Origin of the sequence: Methyloversatilis sp. XJ19-49 (assembly GCF_024580145.1) — a bacterium.
Classification (GTDB): Bacteria; Pseudomonadota; Gammaproteobacteria; order Burkholderiales; family Rhodocyclaceae; genus Methyloversatilis.
The window spans coordinates 178,750-197,941 of sequence record NZ_JANINI010000007.1; the positions used below are offsets into that span (position 1 = coordinate 178,750).

Consider the following 19,192-nt stretch of genomic DNA (forward strand, 5'->3'; position numbering starts at 1 on the left):
TCACCGCCGTGCGCTATCATCGGCCATGACCTTCGCGAATGCTGCCCGCCCGACGAAAACCGAAGCGCCGCGGCCCGGACTGCTGATTGTCGACGACGATCCGCTGATTGCCGATTCACTCAGCTTCCTGCTCGAGGCGGATTTTCTCGTCACCAGCCGCGCCTCTCGCGGTGCGGCCATCGCGTGGCTGCGCGAACAGCCGGCGGCGCCGAAACTTGCGCTGATCGATCTTGGTCTGCCGCCGTACCCGCATCGGCCGGATGAAGGCTACGCACTGATCGCCGACCTGCTGGCCCACGCGCCGGACACCCGCATCGTGGTGCTGTCCGGTCAGGGGGAGGAAGGCCTCGCTCGCCATGCGCGGGCCCTTGGCGCCACGGAGTTCGTGTCCAAACCTGCGCAGCCAGCGGCGCTGCATGCGCTGCTGCGCCAGCTGGCGGAAACCTGCAGCCCGCCACCTCCCGCCCTGCCGGCTCTGATCGGCGACAGCGAACCGGTGATCCGACTGCGCGCACAGATCGTGCAGTACGCAGACCTGCCCTATCCGGTGCTGGTGGAAGGCGAATCGGGCACCGGCAAGGACATTGTCGCCAACTGCCTGCACGCCGGCACGACACGTGGCGGCCAGCCCTTTCTGGCGCTCAACTGCGCCGCCATTTCACCCAGTCTGGTCGAGCCTACGCTGTTCGGCCATGCGCGCGGCGCGTTCACCGGTGCGCAGACGGCACGTGCCGGCTATTTCGAGGAGGCCGCGTCGGGTAGCCTGTTCCTCGATGAAATCGGCGAACTGCCGCTCGACCTTCAGGCCAAGCTGCTGCGCGTGCTCGAGAACGGTGAGTACCAGCGGGTCGGCGAAACGCAGTTGCGCCGTTCAAGCGCACGCATCATCGCGGCCACCAATCGCGATCTGAGCGAGGAAGTCCGCGCCGGGCGCTTCCGGTCGGATCTGTATCACCGGCTGAGCGTATTCACGATCACCTTGCCGGCGCTGCGCGACATGGGCAGCGACCGGCTGCAGCTGCTCGAGCACTTTCGCGGGCAGTTCTGCGCCCAGCTCGAACGACTGCCGTTTTCGCTGTCAGCCAATGCACGTGCGGCCTGGCTGGCTTACGGCTTTCCCGGCAATGTGCGCGAACTGCGCAATATCGTCATCCGGCTGTCGACCAAGTATCCCGGTCGCGAAGTCGATCTGGCCGATCTGCAGGCGGAATTCGACCCGGCCGGCAACACACCGGCCGCGCCGGCGCTGCACGACGCACCGGCGCGCGAGCTGTCGGAGGTTGCACTCGACGAGCTGCGCGCCGGCGGCTTCCGGCTCGACGCTCGCCTGCGCGAATGGGAAAGCGCATATATAGACGCTGCCATGCGACTGGCGCGCGGCAACGTGAGTGCGGCGGCACGTCTGCTGGGCATCGCGCGCACGACGCTTTACCACCGCATGGACGCGCCGGATGCCGACGCGGGACGCGGCGACTGACATGTACCTCGAACACTTCGGCCTGCGCGAATCGCCGTTCCGCATCACCCCGCATGCCGATTTCTTCTTCGGTGGCGCGAACCGCCGGGCACTGCTCGACGCGCTGGTCTACGCGCTCGGACGCGAAGAGGGTCTGGTCAAGGTCAGCGGCGAAGTCGGCACCGGCAAGACCATGCTGGCGCGGGTGCTGATCGATCACCTTCCCGCCCATCTGCGCGCCATCTATCTCGCCGACCCGCTGATGAACCGCGGCGAACTGCTCGCCGTGCTGGCCGACGAGCTGGGCTGCGCGCCCGCCACCGGCAGCGATGGCAGCGCGCACCGGCTGCTGCGCGCGGTGCAGGAGGCGCTGGTGGCCGAATTCGCCGCCGGCCGCCAGATCGTGCTGCTGATCGACGAGGCGCATGCGATGCCGGCGGAAACACTGGAACAGATCCGCTTGCTGTCCAACCTCGAATCCGAACGCCACAAGCTGATCAAGATCGCGCTGTTCGGCCAGCCGGAGCTGGACGACCTGCTGGCGCGCACCGACATGCGGCAACTGAAGGACCGCATCACCCAGCATTTCCGGCTCGACCCGCTGCAGCCGGACGATGTCGGCACCTACATAGATTTCCGCATGCGCGCCGCCGGCTATCGCGGACCGAACGTGTTCGACGCCGCCTCGGTGACACGCATCGCGCGTGATTCGGGCGGCCTGACACGACGCATCAACATCCTGGCCGACAAGGCGCTGCTGGCGGCGTTTGCGCGCGGCGCGCACGGCGTCACGGCAGCCGACGCCACGCGTGCGTTCGCCGACACCGAACTGCGCGTGCCGGCACCGGGCGGCGTCACGCCGACACGGCTGGCGCTGGCGGTCGCGGCATCCGTCGTGCTGCTGGCCGCCGGTTTTCTGCTCGGGCACAGCATCGACCGAGTGCCCCCCGAAACAGCCCCCGCGGCAGCGACCGCCAGTGGCACGACGGCCGTCGCCCCGGCCGGCCGTGCGCCGGAGCCGCCGCCCGCTGCCGCTCCGGCGCCTGAACAGGCCCCACCGGCAGCCCCGGCGGACGAACCTTCCGTCCCGCAGGTTGCCGCGCTACCGGACGCCATCGCTTCAGCCCCGCCCGACGCTGCACCGGAACCGGCTTCGGAGCTCGCCGCACCTCCCGACGACCTGATGTCGCTGCTGGCATCGAGCAAATCATGGACAACCTCGGCGCCCGACGACCGCTGGTTCATCCAGCTGATGTCGGCCCCGGTCGCCCAGGGCGAACAGGTCGAGCGCTATGTCCGGCGCGCCCGGCGTACGCTCGACGCACAGCAGTTGCGGGCCTATCGCGCAGACACTGCGGGCGGTACGAAGCTGGCGGTGATCTACGGCGACTTCCCGGATCAGCGCGCCGCCCAGCAGGCGCTCGCCACGCTGCCCGACTGGATCGCCACCGCGCGGCCGATTGCGCGGCCAGTGCGAAGCCTGCGCCAGCCCTGAAAATGCCAAAGGCATTGACGGAACAGGGCCGACTGCGCATCATGTTGATCGACCCCGGATTCCGCGTACCATCCGAATTCAGTTTCATTCCGAGTCACCGTCCGTCTCCGTGCCCATGACAGCATTGCTGCGCCCCGTTCTGCCCTGCGCCGTGATTGCGGCCCTGCTTGCCGGTTGTGCGGCACATACCCCCCAGCCGATGTCGGATGCACACGTCGTGGCAAAGAAGGCTGACCGTGCGACCAGCGCGGCGCGCGAGGGCATCCCGCCGCCAGTCGCCCGCCCGCTGTCGCCGCCCCAGCCGCAGCCGCGGCACAAGTCGGAGACCTACAGCGTGGTGGTCAACCGGGTGCCGGTGAACGAATTGCTTTTCGCGCTGGCGCGTGATGCCAAGGTGAATGTAGACATCCACCCCGGCATCGAAGGTGCGGTCACGCTGAACGCGATCGACCAGACGCTGCCGCAGTTGCTCACGCGCATCGCCACCCAGGTCGACATGCGCTTCGAGCTCGACGGACCGAATCTGGTCGTGATGCCCGACGCGCCCTACCTGCGCAGCTACCGGGTCGACTACGTGAACATGTCGCGCGATGTCACGGGCGCGGTGTCGATCAATACGCAGATCGCCTCGACCAGTTCTGCCGCGGTCACCGGTACCGGCGGCACTGCGAACGTCGCCACGCAGACCGGCAATGCCGGCAACAGCTCCAGCACCCGGATCGAGAACGTCGCGAAGAACCGCTTCTGGGAATCGCTGGAACGCAATATCCGCGACCTGCTGCACGAAACCGACAAGCTGATGCCGGACACGATGACCGAACCGGCAGCCGCGCCGGTCGCCGGTACCGATCCTGCCGTCGCGGCGCCGCCGCTTGAGCGACGCGCCACCTTCCGTGAAGCCGCGTCGGTCATCCTGAATGCCGAAACCGGCGTCATCAATGTGCGCGCCACCTCGCGCCAGCACGAAAAGGTGCAGGAATTCATCAGCCAGGTGACGCGCATCGCGCGTCGCCAGGTGCTGATCGAAGCGACCATCGCAGAGGTGCAGCTGACCGACAACTACCAGCAGGGCATCGACTGGACCGCCTTCGCCGGCGGCGGCAAGCGCGGCGGTGCCACGGTGTCGCTGAACACCACCTCGACCGATCTGACGACCAATGCGCCGTTCGCCATCGGTCTGGGCCGCAACCGCGAACTGGTCGACAGCATCAAGCTGCTTGAAACCTACGGCGACGTGAAGGTGCTGTCGAGCCCCAAGCTGTCGGTGCTGAACAACCAGACCGCGCTGCTGAAGGTCGTCAACAACATCGTCTATTTCGAGATCAAGTCCGACGTGGTCGCCAATACCAACACGCAGGCCGTGCGCAGTTTCACCGCCACACCGCGCTCGGTATCGGTCGGCCTGGTGATGGCGGTCACGCCGCAGATCAGCGCCGACGGCTACGTATTGCTGAACGTGCGGCCCACCATTTCGCGCAAGGTGGGAGACGCGCAGGATCCGACGCCCGACCTGAGCTCGCCCAATCTGGTACCGGTCATCCAGACGCGCGAACTCGAATCGGTCATGCGCGTGGCCAGCGGCGAAACCGCGGTGCTCGGCGGTCTGATGCAGGACGAACTCAATTTCCGCCGCGACAGCATTCCCGGCGTATCGGCGCTGCCCTTCATCGGCGCGCTGTTGTCGGCGCGCAATGAGACATCGCGCAAGACCGAACTGGTCGTGCTGATCCGCCCGGTCGTGATCGAAGACGCCAGTCTCGACGGTGACTATCGTTCGCTGGCCGACTCACTGCCGGACGAGCGCTTCATGAAACCGACCTTCCCGCTGCCCGGCGCGAACCGGAACGTGGAGCCGGCGCAGTGAGCCTGCTGCTCGAAGCGCTGAAGAAGGCCGAGGCCGCCAAGCGGCGCGAGGAAGACCCGGCAGCCGCAAGCGAAACCACGCCGGTCGCGGCCCCGCCGCCGGCACGCATCACGCCGGCCCATGAGCTGGAACTGATCGACGATGAATTCGCCCAGGCCGCGCGCTTCGCCGGGCTGGACGTACCCGAGCCGCGCCCGGCCACGCCACCGCCGCCCGCGCCCGGTCCGGAAGCAGCGCGCGTGCTGTTCGACGCAAAACGACCGGCGCCGCGCGGCAAGTCTCCGCTCACCTGGCTGCTCGGTGTGGCCGGCCTGCTGCTGCTCGGCATCGTCGGCTGGGTCATGTGGCAGATCGGTCTGCTGGACAGCAGCCGGGCCGTCGTACCGGCCGCCTCCCTGCCGCCGCCGCCGGCGCTCATCGCGGCGCCCACACCCGCACCCGTTCCTTTGCCTGAGCAACCCACTGCGTCCGTCGCTGCGGTTGCACCGTCATCACTGGCCGCTGCTTCACCGGTGACCGCCCCCGCAGCACTGCCCGATGACGCATTGGCAGCCGCGCCGTCAAGCCGCTTCCTGTCCGGTCAGCTCGCCGCCGATGCGCCGGCACCGACGCAGCCGCCCGCTGCAGCGCCCGCTGCGCCACCGATCCGCATCACCCGCAATGCGCCGGTCATTCCGCAGGACATCAACGAAGGCTACGCGGCGTTCAACGCAGGCGAGTACGACCGTGCTCGCGTCGCCTACGAACGCGCGCTGCGAGCCGATCCGCGCAATCCGGACGCGCTGCACGGCCTGATGGCGCTGGCCGACGTGCGGGGCGATGCGCAGCAGGCGCGCATGCTGTTGCGGCGCATCGCCGAAATCGATCCGGCCGACCCGTCGGTGCAGGTCGCACTCAGCGAAAACGTCGACCCGGTCGCACAGGAGGCACGGCTGTTGAACATCGCCGCGGCACAGCCGCAATCGGCACCTGCTGCATTCGCGCTCGGCAATCTGTATGCCGGACAGGCACGCTGGCGCGAAGCGCAGCAGGCCTATTTCAACGCCTGGACGCTGGCGCCCGACCAGCCTGACCATGCGTACAACCTTGCGGTGAGCCTCGACCAGCTACGCCAGTCAAAGCTCGCACTGCAGTATTACCGCGAAGCCATGACGTTGCGCAGCCAACGCTCGGCAGCCTTCGACGCAGACGCAGTGGCCACCCGCATCGCCGCGCTGCAGGCCGCGCCGGATGGGCCCTGAGCACATGAACTCGCCGGCGAACGCACCGCGCCGCCCGCTCGGCCAGTTGCTGCTGGCGCAGGGTCTGGTGACCGAAGACCAGTTGCGCATCGCGCTGCAGGAACAGCAGAAGCTGAACATTCCGATGGGGCGCCTGCTGGTGCAGCTGGGCTTCGTCAGCGAAGCCACGCTGCGCGAGGCACTCGGCGTCACGTTGGGCAAACGCACGGTGGATCTGTCGCATGCGCTGATCGACGCCGACGCCCTGCGCCTGGTGCCGCAGGCGCTGGCCAAGCGGCACCGGCTGCTGCCGCTGAACTACCTGGTCAGCGCGCGCAAGCTGACGGTCGCCGTGTCCGACGTGAACGACATCGTCGCGCTCGACCAGCTTCGTGCGCTGCTGCCGGAAGGCATCGAGCTCGAAACCGTGCTGGCCGGCGAGACCGAAATCGCGCACGCGATCGATCAGTCCTACGGCCACGAACTGTCGATCGAAGGCATCCTGACCGAGCTGGAAACCGGCGAGGTCGATTACCGCGCACTGGCCTCCTCGGCCGACGAATACAGCCAGCCCGTGGTGCGCCTGATCGACGCGCTGCTGACCGATGCGGTCAAGCGCGGTGCCTCCGACATCCACTTCGAACCGGAAGCCGGCTTCCTGCGCATCCGTTACCGCATCGACGGCCTGCTGCGGCAGATCCGCGCGCTGCACCGCTCGTACTGGCCGGCGATGGCGGTGCGCATCAAGGTGGTGGCCGGCATGAACATCGCCGAAATGCGCGCGCCGCAGGACGGCCGCATTTCACTCACCATCAGCGGCCGGCCAGTCGACTTCCGCGTGTCGTCGCAACCGACACTGCACGGCGAAAACATCGTGCTGCGCATCCTCGACCGGGCGCGCGGCATCGTCGCGCTCGACGAACTGGGGCTGGCCGATTCGCAGCTCGACCAGCTGAAGCTGATGATCGCGCGCCCCGAAGGCATCATCCTCGCCACAGGCCCGACCGGCAGCGGCAAGACGACAACGCTGTATTCGGTGCTCAACCACATCAATTCCGAGGGCGTGAACATCATGACCCTCGAAGATCCGGTCGAGTATCCGATGGCGCTGATCCGCCAGACCTCGGTCGCCGAAGCGGTGAAGCTCGATTTCGCCAATGGCGTACGCTCGATGATGCGGCAGGATCCGGACATCATCCTGGTGGGCGAAATCCGCGATGCCGAAACCGCCGAGATGGCTTTTCGCGCCGCGATGACCGGTCACCAAGTGTATTCCACGCTGCACACCAACTCGGCGCTCGGCGCGATCCCGCGCCTGCTCGACATCGGCATCCTGCCCGACATCATGGCCGGCAACATCATCGGCGTCATGGCGCAGCGCCTGTTGCGCAAGCTGTGCGTCTATTGCCGAAAGGCGCGACCGGCCGAGGCGCACGAAATCCATCTGCTCGGTCTGCGCGAGGACCGCGCAGCGCCGGACATCCACGATGCGGTCGGCTGCCCGGCGTGCGAATTCACCGGCTACCGCGGCCGGCTGGCGGTGATGGAGCTGCTGCGCATGGATTCCGACCTCGACGAACTGGTGGCCCGGCGCGCCACGGCGCGCGAGCTGCGCAACGCCGCCCGCGCCAAGGGCTTCCGCTCGCTGGCCGAAGACGGTCTGCGGCGCGTCATCGACGGCTCGACCTCGCTGGACGAACTGGCGCGCGTGGTCGACCTCACCGAACGCATGGCCCAGAGCGGTCCGGACTGGTACGCGCGCTGACGATGGCGATGTTTTCGTACAAGGCGATGAACACGCAGGGCCGCATGGTGTTCGGCCGCATGGACGCCGCCAATCTGGTCGATCTCGAAATGCGCCTGAAGCGCATGCAGCTCGACTTCGTCAATGGCCAGCCGATGAAGTACGCGCAGCCGCTGTTCGGTCACAGCCTGCCGCGACTCGAACTGATCAACTTCAGCTTTCACCTCGAACAGCTGGTGCGCTCCGGCGTGCCGCTGATCGAGGCGCTGACCGACCTGCGCGATTCGACCGAACACCCGCGCATGCGCGAAATCGTCGCCTCGCTGGTCGAAGGCATCGAGGGCGGCCGATCGCTGTCGCAGGCCATGGCCGAACATCCGGCCGCATTCAGCAAGGTGTTCTGTGCACTGGTCCGTGCCGGCGAACTGACCGGCAATCTGGCCGAGGTGCTGCGCGAACAGATCGACGCCTTCAAATGGGAAGACGAACTGGTGTCGCAGACACGACGCCTGCTGACCTATCCGGCCATCGTCGGCACCTTCCTTCTGTTCGTCATCGCGGTGCTGATGCTGGTGGTGGTACCCGACCTCGCGCGCTTCTTCCGCAACACCGGGCTCGAGCTGCCGCTGCAGACGCGCATCCTGATGGGCACCTCGGAATTCCTGCTGGCCTGGTGGCCGGCCGTGCTGTTGCTCATCGTCGCGACAGCGGTCGGCGCTGTTGCGCTGTTGCGCTACAACCCGGTCGCCCGGCAGCGCTTCGACGGTTTCAAACTGTCGGTGCCGGTGATCGGACCGATCCTGCACAAGGTGGTGCTGTCGCGCTTCGCCAGCATGTTCGCGATGATGTACGGTGCCGGCATCCCGATCATCGATGCGGTGCGCACATCCGAAGATGTGGTCGGCAACGAGGCCGTGCGCGACGCGCTGGCGCGCGCCGGCGCACTGATCAGCCAGGGCCAGAACGTGACCGCCGCGTTCCAGAGCGTCGGACTGTTTCCGCCGCTGGTCGTGCGCATGCTGCGCGTGGGCGAAAGCACCGGTGCGCTCGACCGCGCGCTGCGCGAGGTGTCCTACTTCTACACGCGTGACGTGCGTGAATCGATTGCGCGCGCGCAGGCCGCGATGGAACCGACGCTGACGCTGGTGCTCGGCCTGCTGCTGATGGCCGTGGCCTTCGCCGTCCTCGGACCGGTGTACGACATGCTGACGAAGTTGAAGACCTGATGCCGCGCCGCCACGTCCTCTATCTCGACGCGACGCAGCTTGTCGCCTATGGTTGGCGCGCCGGGGAGGTGACCGAGCACGCCCGCTTCGCGACTACGAGCGACGGCGTGGCCGCATTCGCCGACTTCCTGCGCACACAACGTGACGGCCTGTACCTGATGCTGTGCGATCTGGCCGACGAAGCCTTCATCGCCGAAATGGTGCCTTTCGTGCGTGGCGGTGACCGCGCGGCACTGATCCGGCGCAAGCTCGGCCAGCATTTCTTCGGCACCACGCTCACCTGCGCTCGCTCGCTCGGGCGCTCGCGCGCCGGACGGCGCGACGAACAGATGCTGTTCTGCGCGCTGACCCGGCCGGCCATGCTCGAACCCTGGCTGGCGGCGCTGCGCGATGCCGATGTCGCATTGAGCGGCATCCACAGCGTGGCACTGGCCAGCGAACCGGTTCTCGAACGGCTGCGCATTGCGCAGGGCAGCTCGCTGCTGCTGGCCATCACCCGCACCGGCGTGCGGCAGAGCTTCTTCGAAGAGGGCCGCCTGCGCTTTTCGCGCCTGACACCGCTCGGCGCGCTGTCGAGCAACGACCTGCCACGCGCCTGCGCCGAAGAAGCACGGCGGCTGCACCCCTATCTGCTGAGCCAGCGTCTGGTCACCCGCAACGCGCCGCTGAGCGTGCGCGTGCTGGTGCCGCCGGCCCGCATGGACGAGTTTTCGCAGGCCTGCCGCAGCAATGACATGCTTCAGTTCGAACTGATCGACAGTCATCTGGCCGCACAGCGGCTTGGCCTGCGCCCGGCGCCGGACGACCTGTACTGCGAAACGTTGTTCGTGCAGGCGCTGATGCGCCAGCCGCCGGCCGAACAGTTCGCGCCGGCCACCGAACTTCGCGCCTTCCGCGTCTGGCAAGCGCGCTTCGCGCTGATCGCCGCCGGCAGCGTGGCGCTGGCGGCATGCCTGCTGATGGCCACGCACAGCGCGCTCGACAGCCTCGAACTGAGCGAAAGGAGCGCGCGGCTGCAGGACGACGCGCGGCGTGCCGAAGCCGCCCGGCGCGACATCATTGCGCGCCTGCCGCCGACACCGGTGCCGCTGGACACGCTTCGGGTCGTGCATGAACGCAGCCTGCAACTGGAGCAGCGCAGCGCAGTACCGGCCGGACTGCTGCAGGCGCTCGGCGCCGTTCTGGAGCGCTACCCGCAGGTTGAACTGGACCGGCTCGACTGGAAGCTGGGCAGTGCCGGCATGCCGGTGGCCGACGGACTGGCGCCGGTCGAGGCGCAACTGCTGGTGCAGGCGCGGCTGCCCGCCGAATACGGCGCCCAGCAGAGACGGGCGCTGGAACTGGTGGACGCCCTTGCCCTCGATCTGGGCCGTGCAGCGGACGGCCTGCAGGTGAAAGTCACGCGTCCGCCGTTCGATCTCGAATCGGGTCAGGTGCTGCGCGGCGGGGCGCGCAGCGACCGCAGCGACGCCGACAGTACGCCGCAATTCGCGCTGCTGATCAGCCGGGGGCTTGCGCCATGAACGCCGCCGACCTGAAGAAGCTGCGCGGTGCCGCGGCGCTGGCCGCGCTGATGGCACTGGCGGGTGCCGGCGCGCTGTGGGCAAGCGCCCGGCTGGCTGACGAAGCGAAGCAGGACCACACCCGCGCGATCGCCGCGCGTGCTGCCGCGCAGAGCGGGCTGGCCGCAGCGCAGGCCGAAGAGCTGGAAATCGCGCAGAAGATCGACCGTTACCGTCAGCTCGCCGCGCGCGGCGCCATCGGCGCCGAACAGCGTCTGGCCTGGGTCGAACTGATCCGCGACACCCGGGCGCGGCATCGCCTGGGCGCGCTCGATTACGAATTTTCGCCGCAGCGGCCGCTCGATCGCTCGATCGCACCGTCTGACGCCGGCGAACTCGAAGTGAGCAGCAGCACGTTGCGCCTGCGCCTGCCGCTGCTGCATGAAGGTGACCTGCTGACCTTGCTCGACGAACTGAGCCAGCTCGCGCCGGCCCTGGTACGGGTACGCGAGTGCAGCATGGTGCTGCGTGTGGTGACCGACGCGACCCCGGAAGCGCTGCAGGCCGACTGCCTGCTCGACTGGATCACCTTCCGTCCGAAAGAGGGGGGCGCGTCGTGAAACGCGCGCTGCTCCTGCTTCTGTGCGGCGTCGCGCATGCGACGGCGGCGCAGCCGCTCGGGCGTCTTTTCTACAGTGCGGCGGAGCGCGCGCGGCTGGAGCAGCTGCGCGGCCAGCCAGTGCAGGCGGCCACCGTGCCACGTGCCGTCGGCACGGTGCGGCACGACGGCATCGTCGTCCGCTCTTCCGGCCCGGTGACCTGGTTCGTCAATGGCGGTGCGCTGGATGCACGCGCACTGCCATCGCTGCAGGCACAGCCGGCGGGCACCGCACTGCAGCTGCCGGGCAATGCCGGTGAGGCGGTCAGGCTGCGCCCGGGCGAACAGACCGCCGTCGACGAAGCCGGTCAGGCAGCGCCGGCTTCGGGCGTGATCGACTTGCAGCCGGGTCGCAGCCGATGAGCGCAAGGCCGTCGACACGACAACGGCAGGGCGGCGCCGCGCTGCTGATCGCCATCGCGCTGCTCGGTCTGCTGGCGATCGCCACGCTGGCCCGCGCGTTGTCGTCGCCTGCAGGCACCGACAGCGAACTGGCCACCGAGCGCGCGCTGGCCAGGGCGCGCGATGCGTTGGCGGCTTATGGTGCGCTGGGCAATGTCGCCGGCAACCATGACAACTCGCCGGGCGCCCTGCCCTGCCCGGATCTCGACAACGACGGCGTGTCCGATTTCAACTGCAGCGGCCACATCGGTCGTCTGCCCTGGCGCACGTTGGGCATGGGCCCGGTGCTCGATGGCGCAGGAGAATGCCTGTGGTACGCGCGCAGCGCCCGCTTCAGCAACAACATTCAGACCAGCGAGCGCGGCAGCAGCGCCGACAAGCCGGCACTGAACCCGGCAACGTCGGGCGGCATCGTCGAAGTCAGTGCCGCGGGCGCTGGCCAGCCGGTGGCGGCAGTACTGATCGCACCCGGCTCCGCGCTGCCGGGTCAGTCGCGCAGCGGCGGCTTCGGCGAGTCCGGCTGCCGCGAAGGCGGCATCGAACAATTCGTCGAAGGCGCGACGGTGGCCGGCACTGCCTATACGCACACAGACGGCGAGCACGCCATCGCACTGCGCGCGCAGGACGATTTCAACGACCGCGTGCTCACGCTCACCACCAGCCGTCTTTTCGCCAGCGCCGGTGCGCGCGTGCTGGGCGACATTTCGCTCGCCAGCGACGGCACGCCGCCGCATGCATGGTGGATCAACAATCAATGGTGCGCCCACGTCTGCACGTCGGGGACACAGGGCGTCGTCACGCTGGCAGACGGCTCACGCGTGACACGCGCGCTGTCGCTGCTGCCGGCCTGCGCCGGCGTGTGCACCGGATCATGACGCGCCAGCGCGGATTCACCCTGATCGAAATTGCGGTGGTCCTGACCATCGTCGCGCTGCTCAGCGTGGGTGCGATCGCCGCGCTGCAACTCGCCATGCTGCGCACGCGCATCGCCGATACACAGACGGCGCTGCGCGAAGCCCGCGAGGCGGTTGTCGCGTTCGCCGTGGTCAACCGTTCGCTGCCCTGCCCGGCGGTGTCGGAGGTCGACGGCACCGAACAAAGCCGCGCCGGCGGCAGCTGCGCCAACCGGCGCGGCCTGCTGCCCTGGCAGACGCTGGGCGTGCGCGGCCTCGACGGCTGGGGCAACCGGCTCGGCTATGTCGTGTCGCAGAACACCACTGCGGCGCGCAGTCTCGTCGTTGCACCCGGACAGCGCATCGCGCTCACCGGCGAAGGCGACGTCACGATCCGTACCCGTGACACAGCCGGCGCCGAAGTGCTGCTGAACAGCGGCACCGCCGTGGCCTTCGCGCTGTGGTCGCACGGCGAAAATGGACGGGGTGCCACAACGGCGGTTGGCAGTCTGATCGCCCACGATTCGGCCAGTAACGTCGACGAACAGGCCAACAGCTCGCAGCCGGGTACCTCTGGCGTGCTCTATGCGCGCGACGGCAGCGTCAGCACGGCTGCCGCAGGCGGCGAGTTCGATGACCTCGTGGCATGGGAATCGCGCTTCGTGCTGTTCGGCCGAATGATGAATGCGGGGCAATTGCCGTGAGCGGCGCTTCCTGCAATGCAGGGCGTGTCACAGGACGCTGTTCCAACAGGGAAAACAGGGCCGCTCACAGAACACGGAGCGAACTGACCGGAGAGCTGTGGGAGCGGCGCCCCCGCCGCGATCAGTGCAGTGAAGGTCGACGGTCCACGTGCGTATCGCGGCGAGGACGCCGCTCGCACAAAAACTCCGCTGCTCACCGCCCCCCCGCGGCGCTCCTGCCGCGATCCGGACCTTGAAATGAGTGCCGGCCCCTCCACAAATTTCGTCGCCCGCCTGCGCAGTGGCGGCATTCTTCCCGGCGACAGCCCAGAAGAGCGGCTGAACAAGTCGCTGCTGGTGCTGGCGACCGGCCTGGTCTGTGTGGCGTCGATGCTGTGGCTGGCGGTGTATTGGTCGATCGGCCCGCAACTGTCGGCCACCCTGCCTTTCGCCTACCAGCTGCTGCTGGCCGGCAACCTGCTGCTGTACATCCGCAGCGGCAACTTCAAGCTTTTCCGCAGCACCCAGCTCGGGCTGTTCCTGTTCGTGCCCTTCGTCGCACAGTGGGCCATCGGCAATTTCATCACGGCCAGCGGCATCCTGCTGTGGGGCTTGCTGGCGCCGGTCGGCGCCATCCTGTGCATCGGCGCGCGCGAAGCGCTTGCCTGGTTCTTCGCCTACGCCTTGCTGATCGTGCTGACCGGCGTGTTCGATTTCTATCTGGCCGACGCCAGCACCTACCGCGACGCCACCGTCTCGGTGGAAACCAGCGTGGTGTTTTTCGCGCTCAACTTCCTCGCCATTTCGACCATCGTGTTCATGCTGCTGCGCTTCGCGATCGAACAGAAGCAGCGCACCGCCAGTCAGCTTGCCGAAGCGCACGCGCTGCTGGAAAGCGAACAGGAGCGCTCGGAACGCCTGCTGCTGAACATCCTGCCCGGTCCGGTCGCCGAACGCCTGAAGCAGAACGAAAAGAACATCGCCGACGGATTTGCTGACGTCAGCGTCATGTTCGCCGACATCGTGAATTTCACCCAGGTGGCCGCCGGCATGACGCCGGCACAGGTGTTCTCGATGCTCAACCGCGTGTTTTCACGCTTCGACGAACAGGCCGGTGCGCGCGGCCTGGAGAAGATCAAGACCATCGGCGACGCCTACATGGTGGCCGGCGGCCTGAACGAGAACACGTCGGACTACACCGCCGCGCTGGCTGATCTGGCGCTGGAAATGCGCGACTGGCTCAGGAACCAGACCACCGGTACCGGCGTACTGCTTGATCTTCGCATCGGCATCGGCACCGGTCCGGTTGTCGCCGGCGTGGTGGGCAAGAAGAAATTCATCTACGACTTGTGGGGCGACACCGTCAATCTGGCCAGTCGCATCACCACTGAAGGCGTCCCCGGCATGGTGCAGGTCGACACCACGACCTACCTCCGCCTGCGCAACCGCTTTGACTTCCACCCGCCGCAGACGCTCTATCTGAAGGGCAAGGGCGACACCGTGGTGTATCGACTGATCGGACGCAAGGACGACATGGTTGGCATGACGGCGGGACAGGTCGACATCCTGCTCGACGCGACGCCGGAGCGCTGAACGGGCGCAACCCGGGCCGGTTGGCCGGGAGCGGAGGCGATCGCTTTCAGTGACGGCACGTTCAATCTTTCATGAGTACCCGTCCCTGCTCACATGCTCTGTGACCACAGGTCACAGAGCATGTGAGTCAGCTGTTCGAGAACGCCGATCGAACGACGATACACCGAGAAAGGTGAACGAAAAACGGGCGCCCGAAGGCGCCCGCTTCAACACAGCTTTCTGATCGGAAACCGATTAGAACGTGTGTGCGATACCAACGTTGAAGCCGGTGTCGCCGTAGCCTGCACCGCTGTTGCCGTTCGCAGTAGCCGTGCCGCTCGTGCCCGAAGCATTCTTCGAGATCGCGCAGGTCGCAGCACTGTCAGCGCTCAGCTTGGCAACAGTCGCGTAGGCAGTCGTGCGCTTCGAGAACGAGTACTCACCGCCGAAGCCCCACTTCTTACAATCGGCGTTGTTGCGAGCGTCGTCGTTGGCCTTCACGTAGCTGGCCTTCAGCAGGAAGTTGGCGCTGACCGGAACAGTCAAACCAACCAGCCAGCCGTCGCTTTCCGAAATCGCCTTGGAAGCGGTGTCATCACCTTCTACGTTCTCGTAGTAGGCCGACAGCTTGGCAACGCCGAAGTCGTAACTGGCACCAACGACCCACAGGTCAAATTCAAGATCGCTGCCGCCATTGGCAACACTGCGCTTGACCTGGAGGTTTTCGTAATCGAGCGTAAAGCTGATCGGGCCGTTGTTGTACAGCGCGGCCAGCGCATACAGGGGGGTGTCACCGGCATCGACATCCGTGCCGTTACCACCGATACCGGCTGCGGCCAGCGGGTTGCTGCCGTCTTCGCCCAGCAGGTTGGTCGTGTAAGCGGCGAGGAACTTCAGGCCGGGAGCAACTTCCGGCGAGATGTAGACCACTGCGTTGTCGGCACGGTCAGCCTGACCGAGACCCGAGGTCACGCCGAACAGCGAACCGGCATTGGCAACAGTCTGGTTCTTGAACGGGTCGTACTGGCCGACGAAGGAGTAACGAGCGCCATCAACGCGGCCACCGAGCACGGTACCGAAAGCGCCTTCGAGACCAATCCAGCTGTGACGGTTGGACGTGCCGCCGAACGCCTGGCCGGTATCACCTGCGAAACCGAATTCGAATTCGAAGATTGCCTTCAGGCCGTTGCCGAGCGCTTCGCTGCCGCGGAAGCCGATGCGGTTGGTGCCGAGGATGCCGTCTTCAAAGCCGTTCTGACGACCCGTCTGACCGGCTTGGGAGTTGCCACCGCTGTCACCACCACGCGACATGAAACCGTAGTCGATGCGACCGTACATGGTCACGTTCGATGCTTCGGCGAGTACGGCGGTCGGTACGAGTGCGGCTGCGATCGCAGCTGCAAGCAATTTCTTGGACATTACGCAATTCTCCTCTTGCGATGATAGTGGGTGCCCGGATCGTGTTCGATCGCAGAGCGACTGTACTGCCGGGCTACACACCTTCGGACATTCAGAAGGTGGACCGCACTGTACCGAAGCATGAAAGCTCCCTGCAAGCCATGCGTAGAATTACGTATGCACCCGTCCGGTGCGTTGTGGTTTTCGTGCAACAGCCTTAAGAGGGAGGCTAGGCTGGCTTTCCAACTGCCAGGACAGAACCTTCACTGGCGAGGAACTCCACCGGATCCGCCTGATAGCCGCTCCGGGTTCTGCCCGGGCCTCGCTGCCGCATATATATATGCAGACAAGAAGCGTCATGCGACCGAGGCTGAGCGGATCACGCCTCGACGCCTCCAACCCGCGATTGCGGCCGGCGATGCCAAACACCGGGCCCCGGATCGTCCCCGGATGTTCGCGCTGGCGTCGCAAGAGATCTGGCGGGACATGCTGAGTGCGGAGAACCCTGGCTGGAAGGCGGGGATCCGGGCGGAGGCAACGAGACCGTCGGTCACAACGCATCGCGGCGAGGCCCGCCCCGCGCGACCGAACCCGGTGCACTGGAGCGACGCCTCGCCGCGCTGCCTGACCTGACGCGTTGACTCAGCTTTCGCAGCCGCCCGCGGTCCGGCCGATCAGATTGAAGAACTCGCGCCGCGTGCTGGCGTCGTCGCGGAAGGCACCGAGCATGCGGCTGGTCACCATGGCGACACCCGGCTTGTGCACACCGCGCGTCGTCATGCATTCGTGTGCCGCCTCGATCACCACCGCAACGCCGCGCGGTTGCAGCACTTCGTATAGCGCGTCCGCGATCTGCACCGTCATCTTTTCCTGAATCTGCAGACGCTTGCCGAACACTTCGACCAGGCGCGCGAGCTTGGAAATGCCGACGACGCGCCGATCCGGCAGGTAGGCAATATGCGCCTTGCCGATGATGGGCACCATGTGATGCTCGCAATGGCTTTCGAAGCGGATGCCGGTCAGTGCGATCACCTCGTCGTAGCCTTCGACCTCTTCGAAGGTGCGCGACAGCACTTCACGCGGGTCGATCGAATAGCCGGCGAAGAACTCCTCATACGACTTGACGACGCGCGACGGCGTGTCGAGCAGCCCCTCGCGCGTCGGATCGTCGCCGGCCCACTGAATCAGCGTACGGACAGCCGCCTCGGCTTCTTCCCGGCTCGGGCGTGTGGTGTCTGAATGGTTCATGGTCATCCTGTTTTTGCTTATATATAGAGCGGCGCGATCATGGTGCGATGCCGCTGCGTGACACCCGGACTGAGCATGGTGGCGGCGCGGCCACCTGTTTTCAAGTGCGGTTCATCGTCTCGGACCCTTGATATGTCAATTTAGCTCCCCAGATTCCCATCGAACCGGCGCGACGACGCCCATTGTTTCGGGATGTAAACCGCCGGAACAGCCCGTCGCCCGCGCGGCTCCATCGTTCGCTCACAAGCTCCGCAGCGCTTCGCTGCTGCGGGCAATAACACTCAGGAGAGGACATCCGATGAAGATCACCCTGTCACGTACCGCTCTGGCGGCCATCGCCGCCACGACTTTCGGCCTTGGCGCGACGGCGACCACGATTGACTGGATGCACAAGGCGCAGGCAGCTGCCGACAGCCAGCCGCTGCTGCTGGCGCAGGCTGCAACGGCCACTTCGGCCCCGGGCACCGGCAATCTGGTGACCGGTCTGCCCGACTTCACGACGCTGGTCGACCAGACCTCTGCATCGGTCGTGAACATCAGCGTCGTCGGCAAGGCGGCCAAGTCGCCGGCCATGAACCCGAACGACCCGATGTACGAATTTTTCCGCCGCTTCGGCATCCCGGTGCCGCAGGACCCGCGCGGTGGCCAGGGGCCGGGCAATGGCCAGGGCCCGGCACCGCGCGGGATCGGTTCCGGCTTCGTGATCAGCCAGGATGGCTACATCCTCACCAACGCGCACGTGGTGTCGGAGGCCGCCGAAGTGACGGTGAAATTCACCGACAAGCGCGAACTGAAGGCGCGCGTGATCGGCAGCGACAAGCGCACCGACGTTGCGCTGATCAAGGTCGAAGCAAGGAACCTTCCGGCCGTCAAACTGGGTAATGCGGACCAGGTGCGTGTTGGCGAATGGGTGGCGGCGATCGGCGCACCTTTCGGTTTCGAGAACACCGTGACCGCCGGCATCGTCAGCGCCAAGTCGCGCGCGCTGCCTGACGAATCGCTGGTGCCCTTCATCCAGACCGACGTGGCGATCAATCCGGGCAATTCGGGCGGTCCGCTGTTCAACCTGAAGGGCGAGGTAATCGGCATCAATTCGCAGATCTACTCGCGTACCGGCGGCTTCATGGGGCTGTCGTTCGCCATTCCGATCGACGTGGCCATGCGCGTGGCCGACCAGATCAAGCAGTTCGGCCGCGCCAAGCATGCGCGCCTGGGTATCAGCATCCAGCCGATCACGCGCGACCTGGCCGACAGCTTCGGGCTGGACCGTGCGCGCGGCGCGCTGGTTGCAAATGTCGAAAAGGATGGTCCGGCGGACCGGGCGGGCCTCCAGCCCGGTGACGTGGTGCTGTCGGTCGATGGCCGCGAGGTGGCGGATTCGTTCGACCTGCCCAAGGTGATCGGCAATCTGCCGCCAGGCAAGCCGGTCAAGCTCAAGGTATGGCGCCAGGGCGCGGAACGTACCGTGACGGCGACGCTGGGCGAGCAGGGCGAAACCGAAGCCGTCGCCCAGGCCGATACGGGGCGCGACGCGCAGCCGGTACGTGACCGTCTGGGTCTGGTGGTGCGTCCGCTCACCGGCGGCGAGGCCCAGCAACTGGGCGTGAATCGCGGCCTGGTCGTTTCCGACGCGGCGGGTCCGTCCGCCCAGGCCGGCATCCAGCCGGGCGACGCCATCCTTGCGGTGAATGGTCAGCCGGTCGGCAGCGCCGAAGAACTGGCGCGCCTGGTCGAACGCGCCAAGGGCCGCGTCGCCCTGTTGATCCAGCGCGGCGAAAACCGGTTGTTCGTGCCGATCCGGGCGGGTTGATCGCACCGGACGCCGCGCAGC

General features: G+C 66.8%; 15 protein-coding genes. 13 read left to right on the plus strand and 2 right to left on the minus strand.

The features are described from left to right. The first annotated feature begins 25 nt into the window (after nucleotides 1-25). The 12 genes from NMQ16_RS10495 (at nucleotide 26) to NMQ16_RS10550 (ending at nucleotide 14,736) form a co-directional block, all read left to right on the plus strand. Nucleotides 26-1,477 carry a sigma-54 dependent transcriptional regulator gene (locus NMQ16_RS10495; protein WP_257080534.1) on the plus strand — a complete coding sequence of 484 codons (1,452 nt, stop codon included), beginning with the start codon at nucleotides 26-28 and terminating at the stop codon, nucleotides 1,475-1,477. Between the two features lies 1 nt (nucleotide 1,478). Further along, entirely contained in the window at nucleotides 1,479-2,951 is a 1,473-nt protein-coding gene (locus tag NMQ16_RS10500) for an AAA family ATPase (protein WP_257080536.1), read from the plus strand. Between the two features lie 217 nt (nucleotides 2,952-3,168). After that, nucleotides 3,169-4,815, plus strand: a complete 1,647-nt coding sequence (locus tag NMQ16_RS10505) for a pilus (MSHA type) biogenesis protein MshL (RefSeq protein ID WP_257080538.1) — start codon at nucleotides 3,169-3,171, stop codon at nucleotides 4,813-4,815. Beyond that, a complete protein-coding gene (locus NMQ16_RS10510) occupies nucleotides 4,812-6,056 on the plus strand; it encodes a tetratricopeptide repeat protein (protein WP_257080540.1) in 1,245 nt (414 codons plus the stop codon). The genes NMQ16_RS10505 and NMQ16_RS10510 overlap by 4 nt, the downstream gene beginning before the upstream one ends. After that, nucleotides 6,046-7,800, plus strand: a complete 1,755-nt coding sequence (locus NMQ16_RS10515) for a GspE/PulE family protein (protein WP_373566773.1) — start codon at nucleotides 6,046-6,048, stop codon at nucleotides 7,798-7,800. The genes NMQ16_RS10510 and NMQ16_RS10515 overlap by 11 nt, the downstream gene beginning before the upstream one ends. Before the next feature lie 2 nt (nucleotides 7,801-7,802). Next, on the plus strand, nucleotides 7,803-9,005 hold the full coding sequence (locus NMQ16_RS10520) for a type II secretion system F family protein (RefSeq protein ID WP_257080545.1): 1,203 nt from the start codon (nucleotides 7,803-7,805) through the stop codon (nucleotides 9,003-9,005). Beyond that, nucleotides 9,005-10,528 (plus strand): hypothetical protein, encoded by a 1,524-nt coding sequence (locus tag NMQ16_RS10525; RefSeq protein WP_257080546.1) that lies wholly within the window; start codon nucleotides 9,005-9,007, stop codon nucleotides 10,526-10,528. The genes NMQ16_RS10520 and NMQ16_RS10525 overlap by 1 nt, the downstream gene beginning before the upstream one ends. Beyond that, complete coding sequence (locus tag NMQ16_RS10530; protein ID WP_257080547.1) at nucleotides 10,525-11,127, plus strand: hypothetical protein; 603 nt, start codon at nucleotides 10,525-10,527, stop codon at nucleotides 11,125-11,127. The genes NMQ16_RS10525 and NMQ16_RS10530 overlap by 4 nt, the downstream gene beginning before the upstream one ends. Continuing rightward, entirely contained in the window at nucleotides 11,124-11,528 is a 405-nt protein-coding gene (locus NMQ16_RS10535; protein WP_257080548.1) for a hypothetical protein, read from the plus strand. Before NMQ16_RS10530 ends, NMQ16_RS10535 begins: the two co-directional genes overlap by 4 nt. Then, nucleotides 11,525-12,442, plus strand: a complete 918-nt coding sequence (locus NMQ16_RS10540; RefSeq protein ID WP_257080549.1) for a hypothetical protein — start codon at nucleotides 11,525-11,527, stop codon at nucleotides 12,440-12,442. The genes NMQ16_RS10535 and NMQ16_RS10540 overlap by 4 nt, the downstream gene beginning before the upstream one ends. After that, nucleotides 12,439-13,164 carry a type II secretion system protein gene (locus NMQ16_RS10545; protein WP_257080551.1) on the plus strand — a complete coding sequence of 242 codons (726 nt, stop codon included), beginning with the start codon at nucleotides 12,439-12,441 and terminating at the stop codon, nucleotides 13,162-13,164. Before NMQ16_RS10540 ends, NMQ16_RS10545 begins: the two co-directional genes overlap by 4 nt. A 237-nt stretch (nucleotides 13,165-13,401) precedes the next feature. Beyond that, nucleotides 13,402-14,736 (plus strand): adenylate/guanylate cyclase domain-containing protein, encoded by a 1,335-nt coding sequence (locus NMQ16_RS10550; RefSeq protein ID WP_257080553.1) that lies wholly within the window; start codon nucleotides 13,402-13,404, stop codon nucleotides 14,734-14,736. Nucleotides 14,737-14,970: 234 nt separating this feature from the next. On the opposite strand, the gene NMQ16_RS10555 is transcribed toward NMQ16_RS10550, so the two are convergent. Together NMQ16_RS10555 and folE are read right to left on the minus strand one after the other, a co-directional pair. Further along, nucleotides 14,971-16,134: a porin gene (locus NMQ16_RS10555; protein ID WP_257080555.1), complete on the minus strand. Its 1,164-nt coding sequence runs from the start codon at nucleotides 16,132-16,134 to the stop codon at nucleotides 14,971-14,973. Between the two features lie 621 nt (nucleotides 16,135-16,755). Beyond that, nucleotides 16,756-17,361, minus strand: coding sequence for a GTP cyclohydrolase I FolE (gene folE, locus NMQ16_RS10560; RefSeq protein WP_257080557.1), 606 nt, complete (start codon nucleotides 17,359-17,361; stop codon nucleotides 16,756-16,758). 298 nt (nucleotides 17,362-17,659) lie between these two features. On the opposite strand from folE, the gene NMQ16_RS10565 reads away from it, so the two are divergent. After that, a complete protein-coding gene (locus tag NMQ16_RS10565; protein WP_257080559.1) occupies nucleotides 17,660-19,171 on the plus strand; it encodes a DegQ family serine endoprotease in 1,512 nt (503 codons plus the stop codon). Nucleotides 19,172-19,192 lie beyond the last annotated feature (21 nt).